At 57.0% G+C, this 14986-nt stretch carries 10 protein-coding genes; 7 read left to right on the top strand and 3 right to left on the bottom strand.

What is annotated here, in order from left to right:
* Nucleotides 1–279: 279 nt before the first annotated feature.
* From DRW39_RS09145 to DRW39_RS09125, 5 genes are all read left to right on the top strand, one after another.
* Nucleotides 280–1362, top strand: a complete 1083-nt coding sequence (locus tag DRW39_RS09145) for a DUF3616 domain-containing protein (protein WP_116106724.1) — start codon at nt 280–282, stop codon at nt 1360–1362.
* A 276-nt stretch (nt 1363–1638) separates the two neighbouring features.
* The gene (locus DRW39_RS09140; RefSeq protein ID WP_157976020.1) at nt 1639–2202 is read left to right on the top strand and encodes an RNA polymerase sigma factor; all 564 of its coding nucleotides are present in this window, start codon (nt 1639–1641) and stop codon (nt 2200–2202) included.
* On the top strand, nt 2199–2783 hold the full coding sequence (locus tag DRW39_RS09135; protein WP_116106722.1) for a hypothetical protein: 585 nt from the start codon (nt 2199–2201) through the stop codon (nt 2781–2783). Before DRW39_RS09140 ends, DRW39_RS09135 begins: the two co-directional genes overlap by 4 nt.
* Nucleotides 2784–2788: 5 nt before the next feature.
* Entirely contained in the window at nt 2789–3610 is an 822-nt protein-coding gene (locus DRW39_RS09130) for a hypothetical protein (protein WP_116106721.1), read from the top strand.
* A 4-nt stretch (nt 3611–3614) separates the two neighbouring features.
* Nucleotides 3615–4382 carry a hypothetical protein gene (locus tag DRW39_RS09125; RefSeq protein ID WP_116106720.1) on the top strand — a complete coding sequence of 256 codons (768 nt, stop codon included), beginning with the start codon at nt 3615–3617 and terminating at the stop codon, nt 4380–4382.
* A 73-nt stretch (nt 4383–4455) separates the two neighbouring features.
* On the opposite strand, the gene DRW39_RS09120 is transcribed toward DRW39_RS09125, so the two are convergent.
* The 3 genes from DRW39_RS09120 to DRW39_RS09110 form a co-directional block, all read right to left on the bottom strand.
* Complete coding sequence (locus DRW39_RS09120; protein WP_157976019.1) at nt 4456–4716, bottom strand: hypothetical protein; 261 nt, start codon at nt 4714–4716, stop codon at nt 4456–4458.
* Nucleotides 4703–6964: a T9SS type A sorting domain-containing protein gene (locus DRW39_RS09115; protein ID WP_157976018.1), complete on the bottom strand. Its 2262-nt coding sequence runs from the start codon at nt 6962–6964 to the stop codon at nt 4703–4705. The genes DRW39_RS09120 and DRW39_RS09115 overlap by 14 nt, the downstream gene beginning before the upstream one ends.
* Nucleotides 6965–7289: 325 nt before the next feature.
* The gene (locus DRW39_RS09110) at nt 7290–9779 is read right to left on the bottom strand and encodes an FtsK/SpoIIIE family DNA translocase (RefSeq protein ID WP_116106717.1); all 2490 of its coding nucleotides are present in this window, start codon (nt 9777–9779) and stop codon (nt 7290–7292) included.
* 183 nt (nt 9780–9962) lie between these two features.
* On the opposite strand from DRW39_RS09110, the gene DRW39_RS09105 reads away from it, so the two are divergent.
* Together DRW39_RS09105 and DRW39_RS09100 are read left to right on the top strand one after the other, a co-directional pair.
* Nucleotides 9963–11297 carry a hypothetical protein gene (locus DRW39_RS09105; RefSeq protein ID WP_116106716.1) on the top strand — a complete coding sequence of 445 codons (1335 nt, stop codon included), beginning with the start codon at nt 9963–9965 and terminating at the stop codon, nt 11295–11297.
* 171 nt (nt 11298–11468) lie between these two features.
* Nucleotides 11469–14972, top strand: coding sequence for a sulfatase-like hydrolase/transferase (locus DRW39_RS09100; RefSeq protein ID WP_116106715.1), 3504 nt, complete (start codon nt 11469–11471; stop codon nt 14970–14972).
* Nucleotides 14973–14986: the final 14 nt, after the last annotated feature.

The following is a 14986-nucleotide window of genomic DNA, read 5'->3' as shown; positions in this document are numbered from 1 at the left end:
TGCTGTAGCCCGCAAACGTCTTTTCTTTACCCACCGGCCCGCTGCGCTTTTGAGGGCCGGCGGGTAAAGAAAAGACTTAGGGCCAAAAGAAAATTCTTAACCCAGACACAGTTCAGTAAACACTCCCCATATTTTTCCGCAAACGGCTCTCAGTAGAAGGAGTGAGTTGGTCGTCGTATCAGCAACTGTAAGTCCCCACGCATAGTCTTACCTGTGCACCGGCACCCAAAATTCGGGTTTACAAACTGTTTTTCCTTCCTCACCTAATCTTTTCCGATCATGAAAATGAAAAGCCGGGCCCCCATCCGTCAGGTCAAACTGGTATTCGATAAGAAGCGAAAGAACCTGGAGGATGTACGTGGGGAGCTGTCCACTTCGGTCCTCTCCGACCGTACCCTCTTCCTGGCGTACGACGAAAGTTCGGCCATCGAGCGACTGCTGGAGAAAGACGGGGAATTCACGAAGCATAAAAGCTATGAATTAGCGGACTTTTTCGATTTGCCGGACGGCGGGGAGGGGGAGATGGACATCGAGGGGCTGGCCTGGGAGGAGCCCTACCTGTGGTTCACCGGGAGTATGTCGCTGAAGCGGAATACGCCGGATGAAGACGATGACGACGAGACCGGGGCCGAGAAGCTCCATACGATCGGGGTGGATAAGAACCGCTTCTCGCTGGGCCGCATACCCTGTAAGTATGACAAGAAAAAAGGGAAGTGGACGCCGAAGAAAAAAGTCGAGATCGACGGAGAGCAATACACCGCCATGCTACTGGAGGGCGGGTCGGACAGTACGGTCCTGACCGAACTGCTGAGTACCGATCCGCACATCAGCCGCTTCATGGATATCCCGTGTAAGGATAACGGCTTCGACATCGAGGGGCTGGCCGTTTACCGGGAACGCATCTTCATCGGACTGCGCGGCCCGGTGATCGGCGGCTGGGCGATCGTACTGGAATTCGGCGTGCACGAGCACGGGGAATTTCTGCACCTGGATGGGCGTGGCCACAACGATAAGCCCTACCGCAAGCACTTCGTACAGCTGGCGGGCATGGGCATCCGGGAGATCAATATTGAGGACAGCACCGGTGACGTCCTCATCCTGGCCGGCCCGACCATGGACCTGGACGGCACCATCAGCGCTTGGTGTATCCGGGGCGGCTTCCCGGAGCAGGCGGTGTCCGTTTGTCACGGTGCCGAGCGGCTCTACGACGTGACCTACGGCGGGCAAGGCGAATACGGCAAGGACAAAGCCGAGGGCATGGCCATCATGGAAGACAGCATGCACTTGGTGGTTTATGACAGCCCCCTCCCGGACCGGCTGATCGGCAAAAATGCGGTCCTGGCGGATGTGTTTCACCCGTAGAAACTTACCGACTGCAAGAACCTCGGAGTGTCCGGAGGACCGGTGAGTGTTCTCCCAACAACGGCTGCGGATCAAGGGAACCTCGGAGTGTCCGCAGGACCTGCGAGTGTTCCGTAAGAAGCGGGAAAGGACCTCAAGAATCTCGGAGGCCCACCACCACCTACGTCTCTCCGGCTGCAGCGTAAGATCAAAAAATAGTTGCGAAAAAAGGATTCCTCCGCTCACGCAAGAGCGAACTGGTGCGTCAGTAAGGGTGTACGAATGAACTTACCCGCCTTGCTTCTCCCCCCAGCCGACCAAGATGTCTTGATTCAAGCCTGCCTCCGCGGGGAAAGGCGTGCGCAGGAGCAGTTTTACCGGGCCTATTTTCCGAAGCTCCTACCGATCTGTTTGCGCTACCTGGGTGATCGGGAAGAGTCCGTCGGCGTGCTGAATCAGGCGATGCTGAAAATCTTCGGAGCACTGGCCAGCTACCGGGGGGAGGGGGCTTTTGATGGTTGGTTGGCCACTATTGTCCGTAATCAGGCCCTGAGCTACCTGCGCGAGCAAGCACGTGACCAGCGAAAGGTGGTAGACAAAAACTTCGTCTGGCCGGTGTCCGTGCCGAATAGGGCACTTGATCAACTGGCGGTGGAAGACATCATCAAACTGTTGGAGCGGCTGCCCGACCACCTCCGCATCGTCTTTAGCCTGGTGGTATTCGACGGATACACCCACGCCGATGTAGCTGTCGAGTTGGGCATTACCGAAACCGCCAGCCGTTGGCGATTGATGAAGTCACGGGAAACGCTACAAGGGTACTATCGGGCGGTCCATCCGGAAATAGAAAACGAACTATGAAAAACGGCTACGAAGAACGGTGGCGGGAGCGTATGGGCGAGTACGCCCCTGCGGCTACGGATGCTGACTGGGGAGCCATGTCGGAACTCTTGCCCAAGCAGAGGCGCGGAGGAAAGTGGCGTAAGCCAGTACTCGGTGTGCTCTTGCTAGCCGGGACGATGACGGTGTGGCTTCTTTTCGCGGGGCGCGCTGACCAGGGAATTTCATTCTTTCCCGTAGCCGTTCCGATGGATAGGGTAGTGGCGAGTCCCCAATCAGTCGACAAGGCGCTGCCGATCCACTCAGCCGAAACCGAAACCAATGCGCTTTTAGGGGAACCGGCGACCGATAAGCAGCCCAACCCGGCTGCGCTTACTGTATCGGATAATATGCAGCCGGTTATAAGCACAGGCATAGTCTCCCAAGCACTTCGGCCCTCTCGCCCGGAAGTGAAGGTGGTGCCCTTGCTTTCCTTACCTCCGCTTCCCCGCCTGTCACCCGCCTATTCGGTGTACGACAGCTTGCATATCAACCTTCCGTCCATTGAAACCGAATCGACATCCGGGAGCTATTACCCCACCCCAATTTTCGACAAGCACTAACTTCTATGCATTACTACTTTTTACTGATCCTGCTCGTGCCGCTGGGATTGCGAGCGCAGGCAGACGAATCACCGTTAGTCTCCCAAAAGAGTTTCGGCCTCCACTTTTCAACCGGGTTTTCCGAGCCGGGGGAGTCGATTGGAGCCATAGCCTTTGAGGCGGAGTTTCGCAAGCGCCGAGGGTGTAGCTGGGTATGGACCGCCGGAAGGGAATGGGAAGACACGGATGAAAGCTGGGGGGAACTGCCGGTCACCATACCGACCGTCGGGCAGGATAGCCCCTCCCGGACGGAGTTGAGACGATTCGACAACGTCAGGCAGATGTACCGACGGGGCTACCTCGGTGGTGGACCGCAGCTGAACTACCGGATTGGCCCCGGGGATTTGGGGGGCAGTGCCTTGCTCACCCTGGGGTACGGACAGTTGACGCAACGATTGACTTACCGTGCCTTCAGTTATCAGGGATACGAAAACACTAATGAGTTCCCCTTGTGGCAGTCCGTTCAGGTCGCCAGAATAGAATACTTTGATCTGATCCAGCCCGGCGCACGCTTTCAACTTCATTATACCGTCTGGATAAATCAAAACTTGGCTGTGCGAGGGGGCGGCTATCTGCTTGGATATGGTGGTATTGCCCTACCCAAATACGATAAGTCGGGCGAGAACCCGCGATTCAAGGTCGATTCAAAAAACCGTGAAATCGGACACAATAGACCCGGTCCATTCGGGGATGGTCTTCCTCATAAGTCTTTCTTCCAAAGCCCGTCTCCGCATGAAGTATTCCTTCGTTCAGGACTCACGATTGGTATTGTCTACAAGCCCCAATAGCCGTATGAAGACCTTTTCATTATCTCTCTTATTTACGCTTGCCGTTGCTAACATTTCGGCACAGTGGAGCTATTCGGCGCGGACGTTTATTGGCTTCTCGGTGGTGGATGAAGACAAGAACCTGAATGAGGAAGTCGGGGGTTGCTACGGCCTGGGTGCCCAAATCGCTTACGACTTCGGTGGCCGCATCGGTGAAGTTAGCGCGGGCCTGGACTATGAACAATACCGCGACTTCTATGTCTTCCGCGACTTTGGTAAGCATAGCGCCAACAGCGATCCAGCTGATTGGAGGACGGATATCAATTACCGCAGTGCCATCCAGGGTTGGAACGCGTTGCGACTGAACGTGGGTGTCGAAGGTCCTTTTATCGTGGTGGCCGATGACGGTCCATTGCGGATGTTCCTCAATGGAGGATTAATGATTACCGGTGCGGTCAGTCAATACGGAGCGACGGTGATCCTGCCTGACAGTTTGGGAAACCTGCCTGCAGAGAAGGCAGACTACACCATATACGACGGTAAAATAGTTGACGACGGACGGCAGCAATCGCTCCTAAGCAGGTTTAATCTCTTTGGCGGATTCGGCTTGGCGTATAGACTTTCGCCGACACTTTCCTTGTCGGCCATGTACGAAAAGAGTTTCGGGCCTATCGGTCGAAAATACGGTGGCGAATACGTTGATCCCTTTGACGGAAGAAAAGACAGTTGGGAAAAACACCATTTCGAAGGAATATCAACCTTCCGCCTGGCAGTAAATATTCGGGTGTTTTAACCAAGTGCTACTAATCGTTGCGCTGTTCTGGTTGACTCAATGGTATGGTAGAGCCGGATTTATCTTCAACGGCTTACAGCATCTCCCCAACGGAAGTAGCCAAAGCGTTAACCTGGATGATGCGCCAAACGGTAGATGCATGCCACTTCCGATCGTAGGCAAGCGCGAGTCTGCTTGGCTGCACGGCCGAGCGACGGATCAGCGTGCGCTCGATGAGACTCGCCCGGAAGGACATCCCCGGCTGGGGAAGACCGCTACCAAATCGGCGGGGGCTAAGCATACCGTACCGGCCGAGGGGAGAAGGATTGGAAGAATCTTGACTATTTAACGACATATAACGGGCTTACCATTAAGTTTTTCCCGGGTACGGAAGCGGTAACCATATAGCTACCCCCGGGTAGATTGCCGACGGGCAGGTCGACGGTGTTGGAACCAGCGTGGCCGCTGTACTCCTTTTCCGCCACCGGGCGCCCGCCCAGCGTAATGATTTGAAAGAAAACCTTTCGTTCCGTGGCCAGATCGAAGGAGATATTGGTGTGGTCTGCGGCCGGATTCGGGTAAATAGCCAGTTGATCGGATGCTTTGGCACCCCGGCTTATTGCGACCACGCTGCTAATGCTGACCGCCCCATCCAGATCCTCGGTGACGATGCGGTAGTAGCCTAGGTTCGCGGGGTGACGATCGTAAAATTCATAGTCTACTATGTCGTCGCTGGTCCCCGCCGCCGGCATACTGCAGATCGCTTCCCAGTCATCCATACCGGTAAGGCTACGCTCCACGTGGTGGTAGGCGGTGTTCCGTTCCGATGCCGTTGACCACAGGATCAGGTTGTTATCGTAAAGCGCTTCTCCGGAGAGCGAAAACAGTTCCACGGGCAGTACGGCGGTGTTATAGGCCGGACTGCTGGAAATAGTCACGTGATCGATCGGCGTACCGTCCTCCCGCATGGCAACGGAAAAGGTATGCACGCCGGTGGAGGGGACATTGATGGTGGGCAGATCCTCGTAAAAGCGCCACTCCGTAGCGGAAAGCGTATTGATGTGGACCTCCCCAATCTTCGCGCCGTCGAAGAGGTAGGTATAGGAATTGTCGGATCCGCTTGGCGATTGGTGCCGAACGTAGAGGTAGTGGGTACCGGTACGGACGAAGTTGATGTCAAACTCCTGCACCGGGGCATTGGCCGAGGCAGCTCCGTTAATGTTGATGTGCGTGCCGCCGGCATTCGGTACGATTGCGTACTGACCGTTAAGTGCCGTCCCGTCATCCTGGTTTCTCCACTGTAGGTTCTGGTAAGCTCCCACACCGGGAAGGTCGCGGCTCGGCCTTTCCATCGGGAGCTGGACCAGGTGTTCCGGACTATTGTCTTGCTGATAGATCAGACGAGCAGGCACCAGGGCGGTCTCAATGGGGCCGGTACCGTTGGGAACGAAGTTCGGGTCGGAGGTTATAATGATTTTGTCGATGGGGGTCGCGTCTTCCCGCATGATGATGCTCAGCAAAAAGGTGCCTAGGTTTTGGTCAATCACGCCCAGGCTCCGACTTTCCCACATCCAATCGGTTGTTGCCGTGAGACGAAACTGCGCCACACCTGCGTAATTCACCGAAACGAAGACGGAATTGTCGTCTTCCGTAGGACTTCGGTGGCGAATATGGACGAAGTATTCGGCCGTCACGTCAATGTTGACTTCGTAGTCCATTAAGGGTGCGGACCAGATTTGTTGGTCTGGCACCAGCTCACGGGCCTGTGCGACGGCCATATACGATCCACCACTTGCACTGGGGTCGGGAATGTTTTCCCAGGGACGACACTCGTACGCCAGCAGGCCGCTCATGTTATATGTGTACTGTTCCGCTTCGATTACGGCAAACCCCTGGCCGGTCCGGTAGTCCATATGGTATTCGACCCGCTCGTCCAGACCACGCGTACGATTGCTGCCGTCTTCGGTCGCATCCGGACCGATCCCGGTAATCGCAAAGCCAGGGTCGCTGCTAATGAGGAATCGGTCCAGCTCCATCCCGTCTTCCAGGTGGTATACACTGAAGTTGTGTAAGCCTAAGGTCGATGGTTCGACGGGAACCGGAATTCTCACCCACGTCCAGGTGTTCCCCGTCAACGGAAAGGCCCACGATCCAATCCGGGTTCCATCAAATTCCAGGTGAAGCGAATTATCATTGTCGTTTCTGGCGCGGAAGCGGACGAAAACGTAGTGGGTGCCGGTCTTGACAAAGTCGATGTCGAAGGACAGCTCCGCCCCCTGATCATAGGTAGCCACTCCGCTGTTTTGATTCGTCGTGTTTACCCGTACATAACCCCCATTTCCTGTATCGTTACTGGTGTATTCCAGCCACAGCACCCAATCAGGGTGACCTTCCACGATAGACGAGCGGCTGAAGGTCGAAGTTTCCGCTTCCATGACTACCAGGCCGTTACCCTCACTATCATCCTGGTAATACGTCGTCCCACCACAACCGGGGGAAAGGGCCGTTAAGGCGGAAAGCGATAGCGTGGAAACGCTGAAAAGGAGGGTCAGGGCGATACGACAGGCCCAGCACCCCGGTGGGGAGAATCTAAAATTATACACCTGTGCTTGTTTGCTAATTCCCCATCCTCTCTCAAAAGAGATGGTGCGAAATTAAAATTTGTGTGTCTTTAAAATCAACGCGCTGCCTCTCCGGCTCTTTCCATTCGCTACGATGCGGTACATACCGGTCGTAGCGGGGCAGAATAAATATTCAGGCATCAAAGGTTTCCTGAATCTAAACCGCCGAAGGCTGCAGCAGACTACCGAGTAAAAACTCGTTTAGCCTCCACCTGAAAACGGTTTTTAAGGGAGAAAATTTTGTTGACACCCCACCTTTCACTTTTAGGTCTGAGCCCCACGCCGACGCCCCTAAAAGAAGAACGAATCAACCCCGATTCCGCAAATCGTCAATGAAGCGGGTAAGCTCCATCTCATCGTACACAAGCACTTCACGGGGCTTGCTCCCCTGGGAAGGGCCCACGATCCCGAGTTGCTCCATCTGGTCCATGATCCGGCCCGCGCGGTTGTAGCCCAGCTTCAGGCGGCGCTGCACCATACTCGTTGATCCGTGCTGTTGCTGAATGATCAGGCGGGCGGCGTCTTCAAACATATCGTCGAGGTCGGCATAACTGAGTGCACCCGAGCCGGCCATCTCTTCGTCGGTGTTGTACTCCGGCAGTAGGTAGGGCTCGACGTAACCCCGCTGCGAGCCAATGTAATTGATGACCTGTTCGACCTCCGGCGTATCCACGAAAGCCCCCTGCAGGCGGACGACATCACCGCCGTTGCTCAGCAGCATGTCACCCCGTCCGATCAACTGATCGGCACCGCCGGAATCCAGGATGGTCCGGGAGTCCACCTTGGCGGTCACTTTGTAGGCGATCCGGGCGGGGAAGTTTGCCTTGATGACCCCGGTAATGATGTTTACCGACGGGCGCTGGGTAGCGATCACCAGGTGAATACCAACGGCCCGTGACAACTGGGCCAGACGCGCTATGGGCATCTCCACCTCCTTGCCCGCGGTCATAATGAGGTCGGCGAATTCGTCAATCACCAGTACGATCCAGGGGAGGAATTTATGGCCCTTCTCGGGGTTAAGCCGCCGCGATACGAACTTCTCGTTGTATTCCTTGATGTTCCGCGCCGCCGCCTTTTTGAGCAGGTCGTAGCGTTGGTCCATCTCGATACACAGCGAGTTCAGGATGTGGATCACCTTGGTCGTCTCCGTGGTGATCGGCTCCGTCTGCCCCGGCAGGAAGGCCAGGAAGTGACTTTCGAGTTTAGCGTAGGGGAATAGTTCCACCTTCTTCGGGTCAATCATGACGAGCTTCACCTGACTAGGGTGCTTCTTGTACAGGATCGACATGATGATCGAGTTGATACCGACCGACTTACCCTGACCCGTAGCACCCGCTACCAGGAGGTGGGGCATCTTGGCCAGGTCGGCGATCAGTACCTCGTTTTTGATGGTTTTACCGAGCGCCAGGGGAATGTCCATCTTGGCGGTCTGGAACTTCTCGCTCTCCAGCACCTCCCGCATGCTCACCATCTGCGGGTTTTTATTCGGGACCTCGATACCGATGGTCCCCCGGCCCGGAATGGGCGCGATGATGCGGATGCCGAGGGCGGCCAGCGAAAGGGCGATGTCGTCCTCCAGGTTCTTGATCTTCGAGATGCGGACGCCGGGGGCAGGCACAATTTCGTACAGCGTCACCGTAGGCCCGATAGTCGCCCGGATCTTCGTGATCTCAATCTTATAATTGAGCAGGGTCTCGATGATCTGATCCTTGTTCGCTTCCAGTTCCGCACGGTCCACCTCGTGCTTGCCGGTCTCGCCTTCTTCAAGCAACTCAAAGTGGGGCTTCTGGTAAGACGGCAGGTCGGCGGTCGGGTCGTAGGGCTCAGTGTGGTCTTTGTTTTCCTCCGTAACGGCCAGGCTGGTGTCGATGCCCTCGTCGCCGTCGGCTACGATTAGGTTGTCGCCACCCACCGCGAGGGGATCTTTGCTCACCAGGGTGAGGTCACCGACGGATTCCAGCGGGATCTCCATCTGGTCTCCTTTAAGTTGCTCGCGGCCTTCTTCGGAAAGCAAACGCGGCTTGGGGCCTTCGATTTCGAAGTCGCCCCGGTCGCCGGGCGAAAGGGTCTGCGGTCGTTCGGTCTCGCGCTTCGGCGCGGTTAGGTTGGGCGACGGGGGCGCAGGTGTAGTATTCGTCCGCGAAGCAGCGGCGGGCTTCGGCTTTCCCCGGAACCGGATCATCTCGGAAAAATGGTCCACGACGTCATTGCGGATCTGCCGGGGCGTACCGTTGAAGTCGATCCGGGCTTCAAAGATCAGGTACAATCCGAAGAGGAGGAGCAACAATAACACCACGCCGAAGCCACCCAGCACGCCGGAAAGGTGGGAAACCAGATAGTCACCGATGCCCCCACCCAACGGGAAGTCGGTTAAACTACCGAAAGCGAAGCTGAGCAGCACGGACAATCCCAGCGTGAACAGCATCAACTTGACGAACAGGTTCGCCATCGGACGCAGCGGCGCCCTGCGCAGGCGGTTAATACCCAGGCGGCCGAGGAAGTACACTAATATGAAACTCGGTAAGCCGAAGCAGAAGTAAATGAAGAAGTTGGAAAGAAACGCACCTAGGCGACCCAGCCAGTTGTCCACCGTGGCGGCGTCTTCGCTCAGCAGTTTCCAGCTGAAGCGCAGTACGCGGTCCTGGTCGATCTTCCAGGTGAAGAGGTAAGAAACGAAGGCAACCGTGAGGTAAACGGAGATGAACAGCAGCAGCAGACCGAATAATTTCGGTATGCGCTCGTCCCGCAGTCCCATCCGTAGACCGAGTTGTCCGCTCTTTTTCTTTGTTTTGGCCATTCAGTAAGTGGCTTGTTAGCCTAAGCGGCGAAATTACGATAAAAGGGGGGAACGCCCCCGGGGCCGTGTATGAAATTCACTGAAGTCGATACGATTGGGCGCACTCACATTAGTTAAACCGAAATGTGTTAGTCGAAACGGAAAGCGTGCCAACGGATTCACTACGGCCGTAATTTTGTTCCTATGCAATACTTGGCCTCCCTTCTGCTCCTCTTCCCCTTCTCCCTGTCGAGCCAGGAGTACGTGCTGGATATCTCCAACCAGACGGTTGATCTTTCGGACCTGAGTTTCCGCATCAACCAGGTGCGCGACGAAACCGGAGTGGCGGATGGCCATTACGGAAGCGTCTATACCGGTCTGGTAAATAAAGAGCGCAATCTCGCTTTTCTCCATGGTATGGAACATAATCTGGTCGTCGCGCTGCTCCGGAACACCGTCGATAAGGCCTTGCCTGCCGCCACGCTCTCGATTAGTTTTCTGCGTATCGAAGAGCGGGTGGACAAAACCAGCGAACACCGCCGCCTTCACCTGGAGGCCGCTCTTACAATGCCCGGTCCGGACGGGGAGCTATCGCGGTATGGCCCCTACCAGGTAAACCGGGTAGAGGGGGGGCTGGACGTAACCGCCGGTCACGCCGGGGCATTGGCTAAAGCACTGGCCGAGATCTTCCAGCTGCTGGACGAGGACGTCCGCGCGGGGCGTACCAGTCAGGTAACGGCAGTAAAAAGCGGAGGAAGGTTACGCGATGGCGTGTACTATAGCGTCCTGGATTTCCGGTCGGGTAGAGTAGATACCACCATTCAACTGAAATTGACCGAGCGACGCATCGCCCGAGTGGGGGAGGAGAAGGATTTTTACGTAGCCGACTTCGCCCAGCCGGACAGTCTGTCGCGGCGCGACCTGCGCGAAATCTGGGGCTACCGCCACGAAGGCACCGATTTCCTCTACCTCCAGCGGGAGTACTACTCCGTACAGGCCGATGCGGAGGGACAATTAACCGTTGTGGTGCCGGGCGGCCTGCTCGATCCTACGGCTATGAGCAAACAGGGACTGAAAAATGCAGCTCTGGTTGGGGCCTTCGGCGTAGCGGGAGCGCTGCTGGCCAAACCCGTGGACATACGCGGAAACCAGGAGGTTTTCATTCTCGATCCCCTAAGCGGTGAATTGAAATCCCGTATTTCCGCCACGGGAACGCGCGCGTACCTGGACAGCATCATGCTGCTGAACGTCTCCGGCCCGGGCCAGCCGGTCCTGCTAGCCGATCTGAACGGACGGGCGTACCGCATTCCTCCGGGCGCTTACCTGGCCGTAGTGGAGGGCGGATCGCTCACTTTATCCGCCGAAGGCAGTACGATCAAACCCCTCACCAAGAAAATATGGGGCACGGATAATAACCCGACGGTCTACACGCTCCAAATCAGTGGACGGGGAAAGATCGTGCTGGAACGCGGCAGCACCGATAATGCGATTGCCACGGCCATGAGCGCGGCTAACGGGGCGCTTCGACCGGCCAGGTGACTCCCGGTGGGGTGCAGGAAGCGAACATGGATTGTTACCATACTTAGGGCAGCCAGCGGTACAATCCGGTGATTAGCGGACAGCAGAACAACCCAGGATGGGGGACTCGCCGAAGATTTGGATATTACCGGTGTCGGTCATGCTAAAGTGACCGCGAGCAATCGGTCCTCCATGCAATCCCTCCTGACGCTTACAATCCTATGCTTACTGTTCGTGCCCGGCGCGGGCTCCCTGCTCGGCCAGGAGGACAGTCCCCCCAACATCATCTTTATCCTGACCGACGATCAGCGCTATGATGCCCTCGGCTACGCCGGTAATCCCCTGGCCCAGACCCCGGAAATGGACCGCCTGGCGGAATCCGGCACCTACTTTTCCCACGCGATGGTTACCACGCCGATCTGCGCGGCCAGCCGGGCGAGTATCCTGTCCGGGGTCTACGAGCGTACGCACCGCTTTAACTTTCAAACCGGAAATATTCCGGACCGCTACCTAGCGAATGCCTACCCCGCCGTACTTCGGGAGGCCGGGTACCACACCGGTTTCTATGGCAAGTACGGCATCCGGTACGATGGTGAGGACCGGATGTTCGACGAGTACGAAACCTACGACCGCAACAACGAATACCCCGACCGCCGCGGCTACTACTACAAAACGCTGGATGGGGATACGGTACACCTCACCCGGTATACCGGGCAGCAGGCCCTGGACTTCGTGGAGCGAAACGCGGATGCCGAAAAGCCATTTTGCCTCTCCCTGAGTTTTAGTGCCCCCCACGCCCACGATCCGGCGGAAGACCAGTACTTCTGGCAACCGGAGACGGACGGACTCCTCCGTGACCGGGACGCGCCGCCCCCCGCCCTCGGCACCCGCAAGGATTTTGACGCCCTCCCGCAGGCGGTGCGCGAAGGATTCAACCGACTGCGCTGGACCTGGCGCTACGACACACCCGAAAAGTATCAGCACAGCGTCAAGGGCTACTTCCGCCTCATCGCAGGCATCGATCGTGAGATCGGCAAACTGCGAGCGAAACTGGAAGAGCAGGGAATTGCCGATAATACGGTCATCATCGTCATGGGCGACAATGGATACTTTCTCGGCGAGCGGCAGCTGGCGGGCAAATGGTTGCTCTACGACAACTCCGTGCGGGTGCCGCTGATCGTGTACGACCCCCGGCAGCCGACGCACCACGACAGTGATGAACTGGCGCTGAATATCGATGTTGCCGCCACCATCCTCGACCTCGCCGGCGTACCGAAGCCGGATATCTACCAGGGCCTCAGCCTAAAGCCCATCGTAACGGGCGCAACGGACAAACTGGACCGGGATACCGTCCTCATCGAGCACATCTGGGAATTCGAGCAAATCCCCCCGAGCGAAGGCGTCCGCACGAGAGACTGGAAGTATTTCCGCTACATCAACGACCGCTCGCTGGAGGAGCTGTACGATTTGGGCGGCGGAGCGCAGGAAACAAACAACCTGGCAAACGACCCGGCTTACAAAGACAAGCTTCTTGAGTTCCGACACGCCACCGACCAATTGATCGAACGCTTCAGCGACGAGGGATCCGCCGCACCGACCGACCTGTCGGTAGAATATCTCCGCCAACCCGACGGACTCCCTCTCCGTGACCCGGAACCGGAATTCGGATGGGTGGTGCCGGCCGCCTCGGGCGTGCAGGGGGCTTACCAGTTGCTGGTCGCATCAAGCCTCGAAAACATAGAGAATAATAAGGCGGATGTCTGGAACAGCGGCCAGGTCCGTACGGCCGCTTCTTCTAATATAGCCTACGACGGTCCTCCCTTGCAGGCCGGTCGGGATTACTACTGGAAGGTGCGGATATGGGACGGACTGAACCGGCTAACGGCTTACAGCGCACCGCAAGGGTTCACGGCCGGAAGCGTCGATCCGGTTGCAGTGACCACCCCCAATCGATTCCAGGTGGACACGATCGACCCCGTCCATCAACGGCAGACCGACGACGGCCTGTTCCTGGATTTTGGCAAGGATGCCTTTGCCAATATGGCCCTCACCTATACCGCACGTCGGCCACACGAGATCCGCGTGCAGGTCGGAGAATTGCTCAACACGAACGGAACCATCAATGCCGATCCCGGGGGCACCATCCGCTATCAGGAGGTCACCCTGCCCGTACGCAAGGGAACGCATACCTATATCCTGCCCCTGATGCCGGACGAGCGCAACACCGGCCCGGCCGCCGTTCAAATGCCCGACTCCTTCCCGGTGCTGCTGCCCTTCCGGTACGCGCAGATAATAGGAATCAAGAACGACGGCCTGCAAAACGTACGGCAACTGGCCTACCATAGCTACTGGGAAGAAGCCGCCAGTTCCTTCGCAAGCAGCGATTCCATCCTCAATCAGGTATGGGACCTGTGTAAATACACCATCAAGGCGACCACCTTCGCCGGTCTCTATGTCGACGGTGATCGTGAGCGCATTCCCTACGAGGCCGATGCCTACCTGAATCAACTGAGCCACTATACCACCGACCGGGAGTACGCCATCGCCCGCAGCACCATCGAATATTTCATGGAGCACCCTACCTGGCCGACCGAATGGCAGCAGCACGTGGCGCTCATGTTTTATGCCGACTATATGTATACCGGCAATACGGAACTTATCGAACGCTACTACGAGGACCTGAAGTGGAAGACGCTGATCGGTCTGATCGGGGAGGATCACCTGGTGAGCTCTTCCCGGATCACCCCGGAATATATGAGCAAACTGGGCTTTGGCGACCGCGACGAAGAACTTCGCGACATTGTCGACTGGCCCCCGGCGGGCTGGGGCGGCTCCGATACCCGGGGCGAACGCGACGGCTTCGTCTTTCAAGACAACAACACCGTCATCAATGCCCTATTCTACCGGAACATGGAGATCATGGCCGAATTTGCCGAGGTACTGGGTAAGCCGAACGAAGCCACCGAGTTTCGCATATACGCCCTCCAGGCAAAGCGGGCGGTCAATGAAAAGATGTTGGATAAGGAGCGTGGGATCTACGTGGACGGCGAAGGCACCGACCACGCCTCCGTTCACGCCAATATGTTTCCCCTCGCCTTTGGAATGGTACCCGAGGCCTACGTTGAGTCGGTAGGGGAACATATCAAAAGCCGCGGGATGGCAGCGAGCGTCTACGGTGCCCAGTATCTAATGGAGGCCGTGTACGAGGCCGGTATGGCGGATTACGGTCTGCAGCTCCTCACCGACACCAGCGATCGCAGCTGGTACAATATGATCCGCTACGGATCGACGATGACCATGGAAGCCTGGGACTTCAAGTACAAAACCAACCTGGATCTTAACCACGCCTGGGGAGCGGTACCGGCCAATATTATCCCGCGTTACCTGTGGGGCATCCGTCCGAAGGAGCCGGGCTACGCGGTCGCCAGCATTCACCCCCAAATGAGCACGCTGGAGCGGACCTCGATCGAAGTTCCTACTCTCAGGGGCACGATCCGCGGGAAGTACGAGAATGTCGACCCCCGGTTACAGGTCTTCGAAGTGACCCTGCCGGGCAACATGGTCGCGGAGTTTGCCCTGGATCTAAAGGAAAGTCAGACCATGACACTCAATGGAGAGAGCGTAAACCCCGCCTTCAACACGGTCCGGTTGGAACCCGGACTGAACCGGATCGAGGTACGCATCAACTCTTTTTAGCGGATGGCAGCGAA

The organism is Lewinella sp. IMCC34191, assembly GCF_003390935.1.
Taxonomy (GTDB): domain Bacteria; phylum Bacteroidota; class Bacteroidia; order Chitinophagales; family Saprospiraceae; genus Neolewinella.
This window is presented reverse-complemented; position numbering and strand designations above follow the sequence as displayed.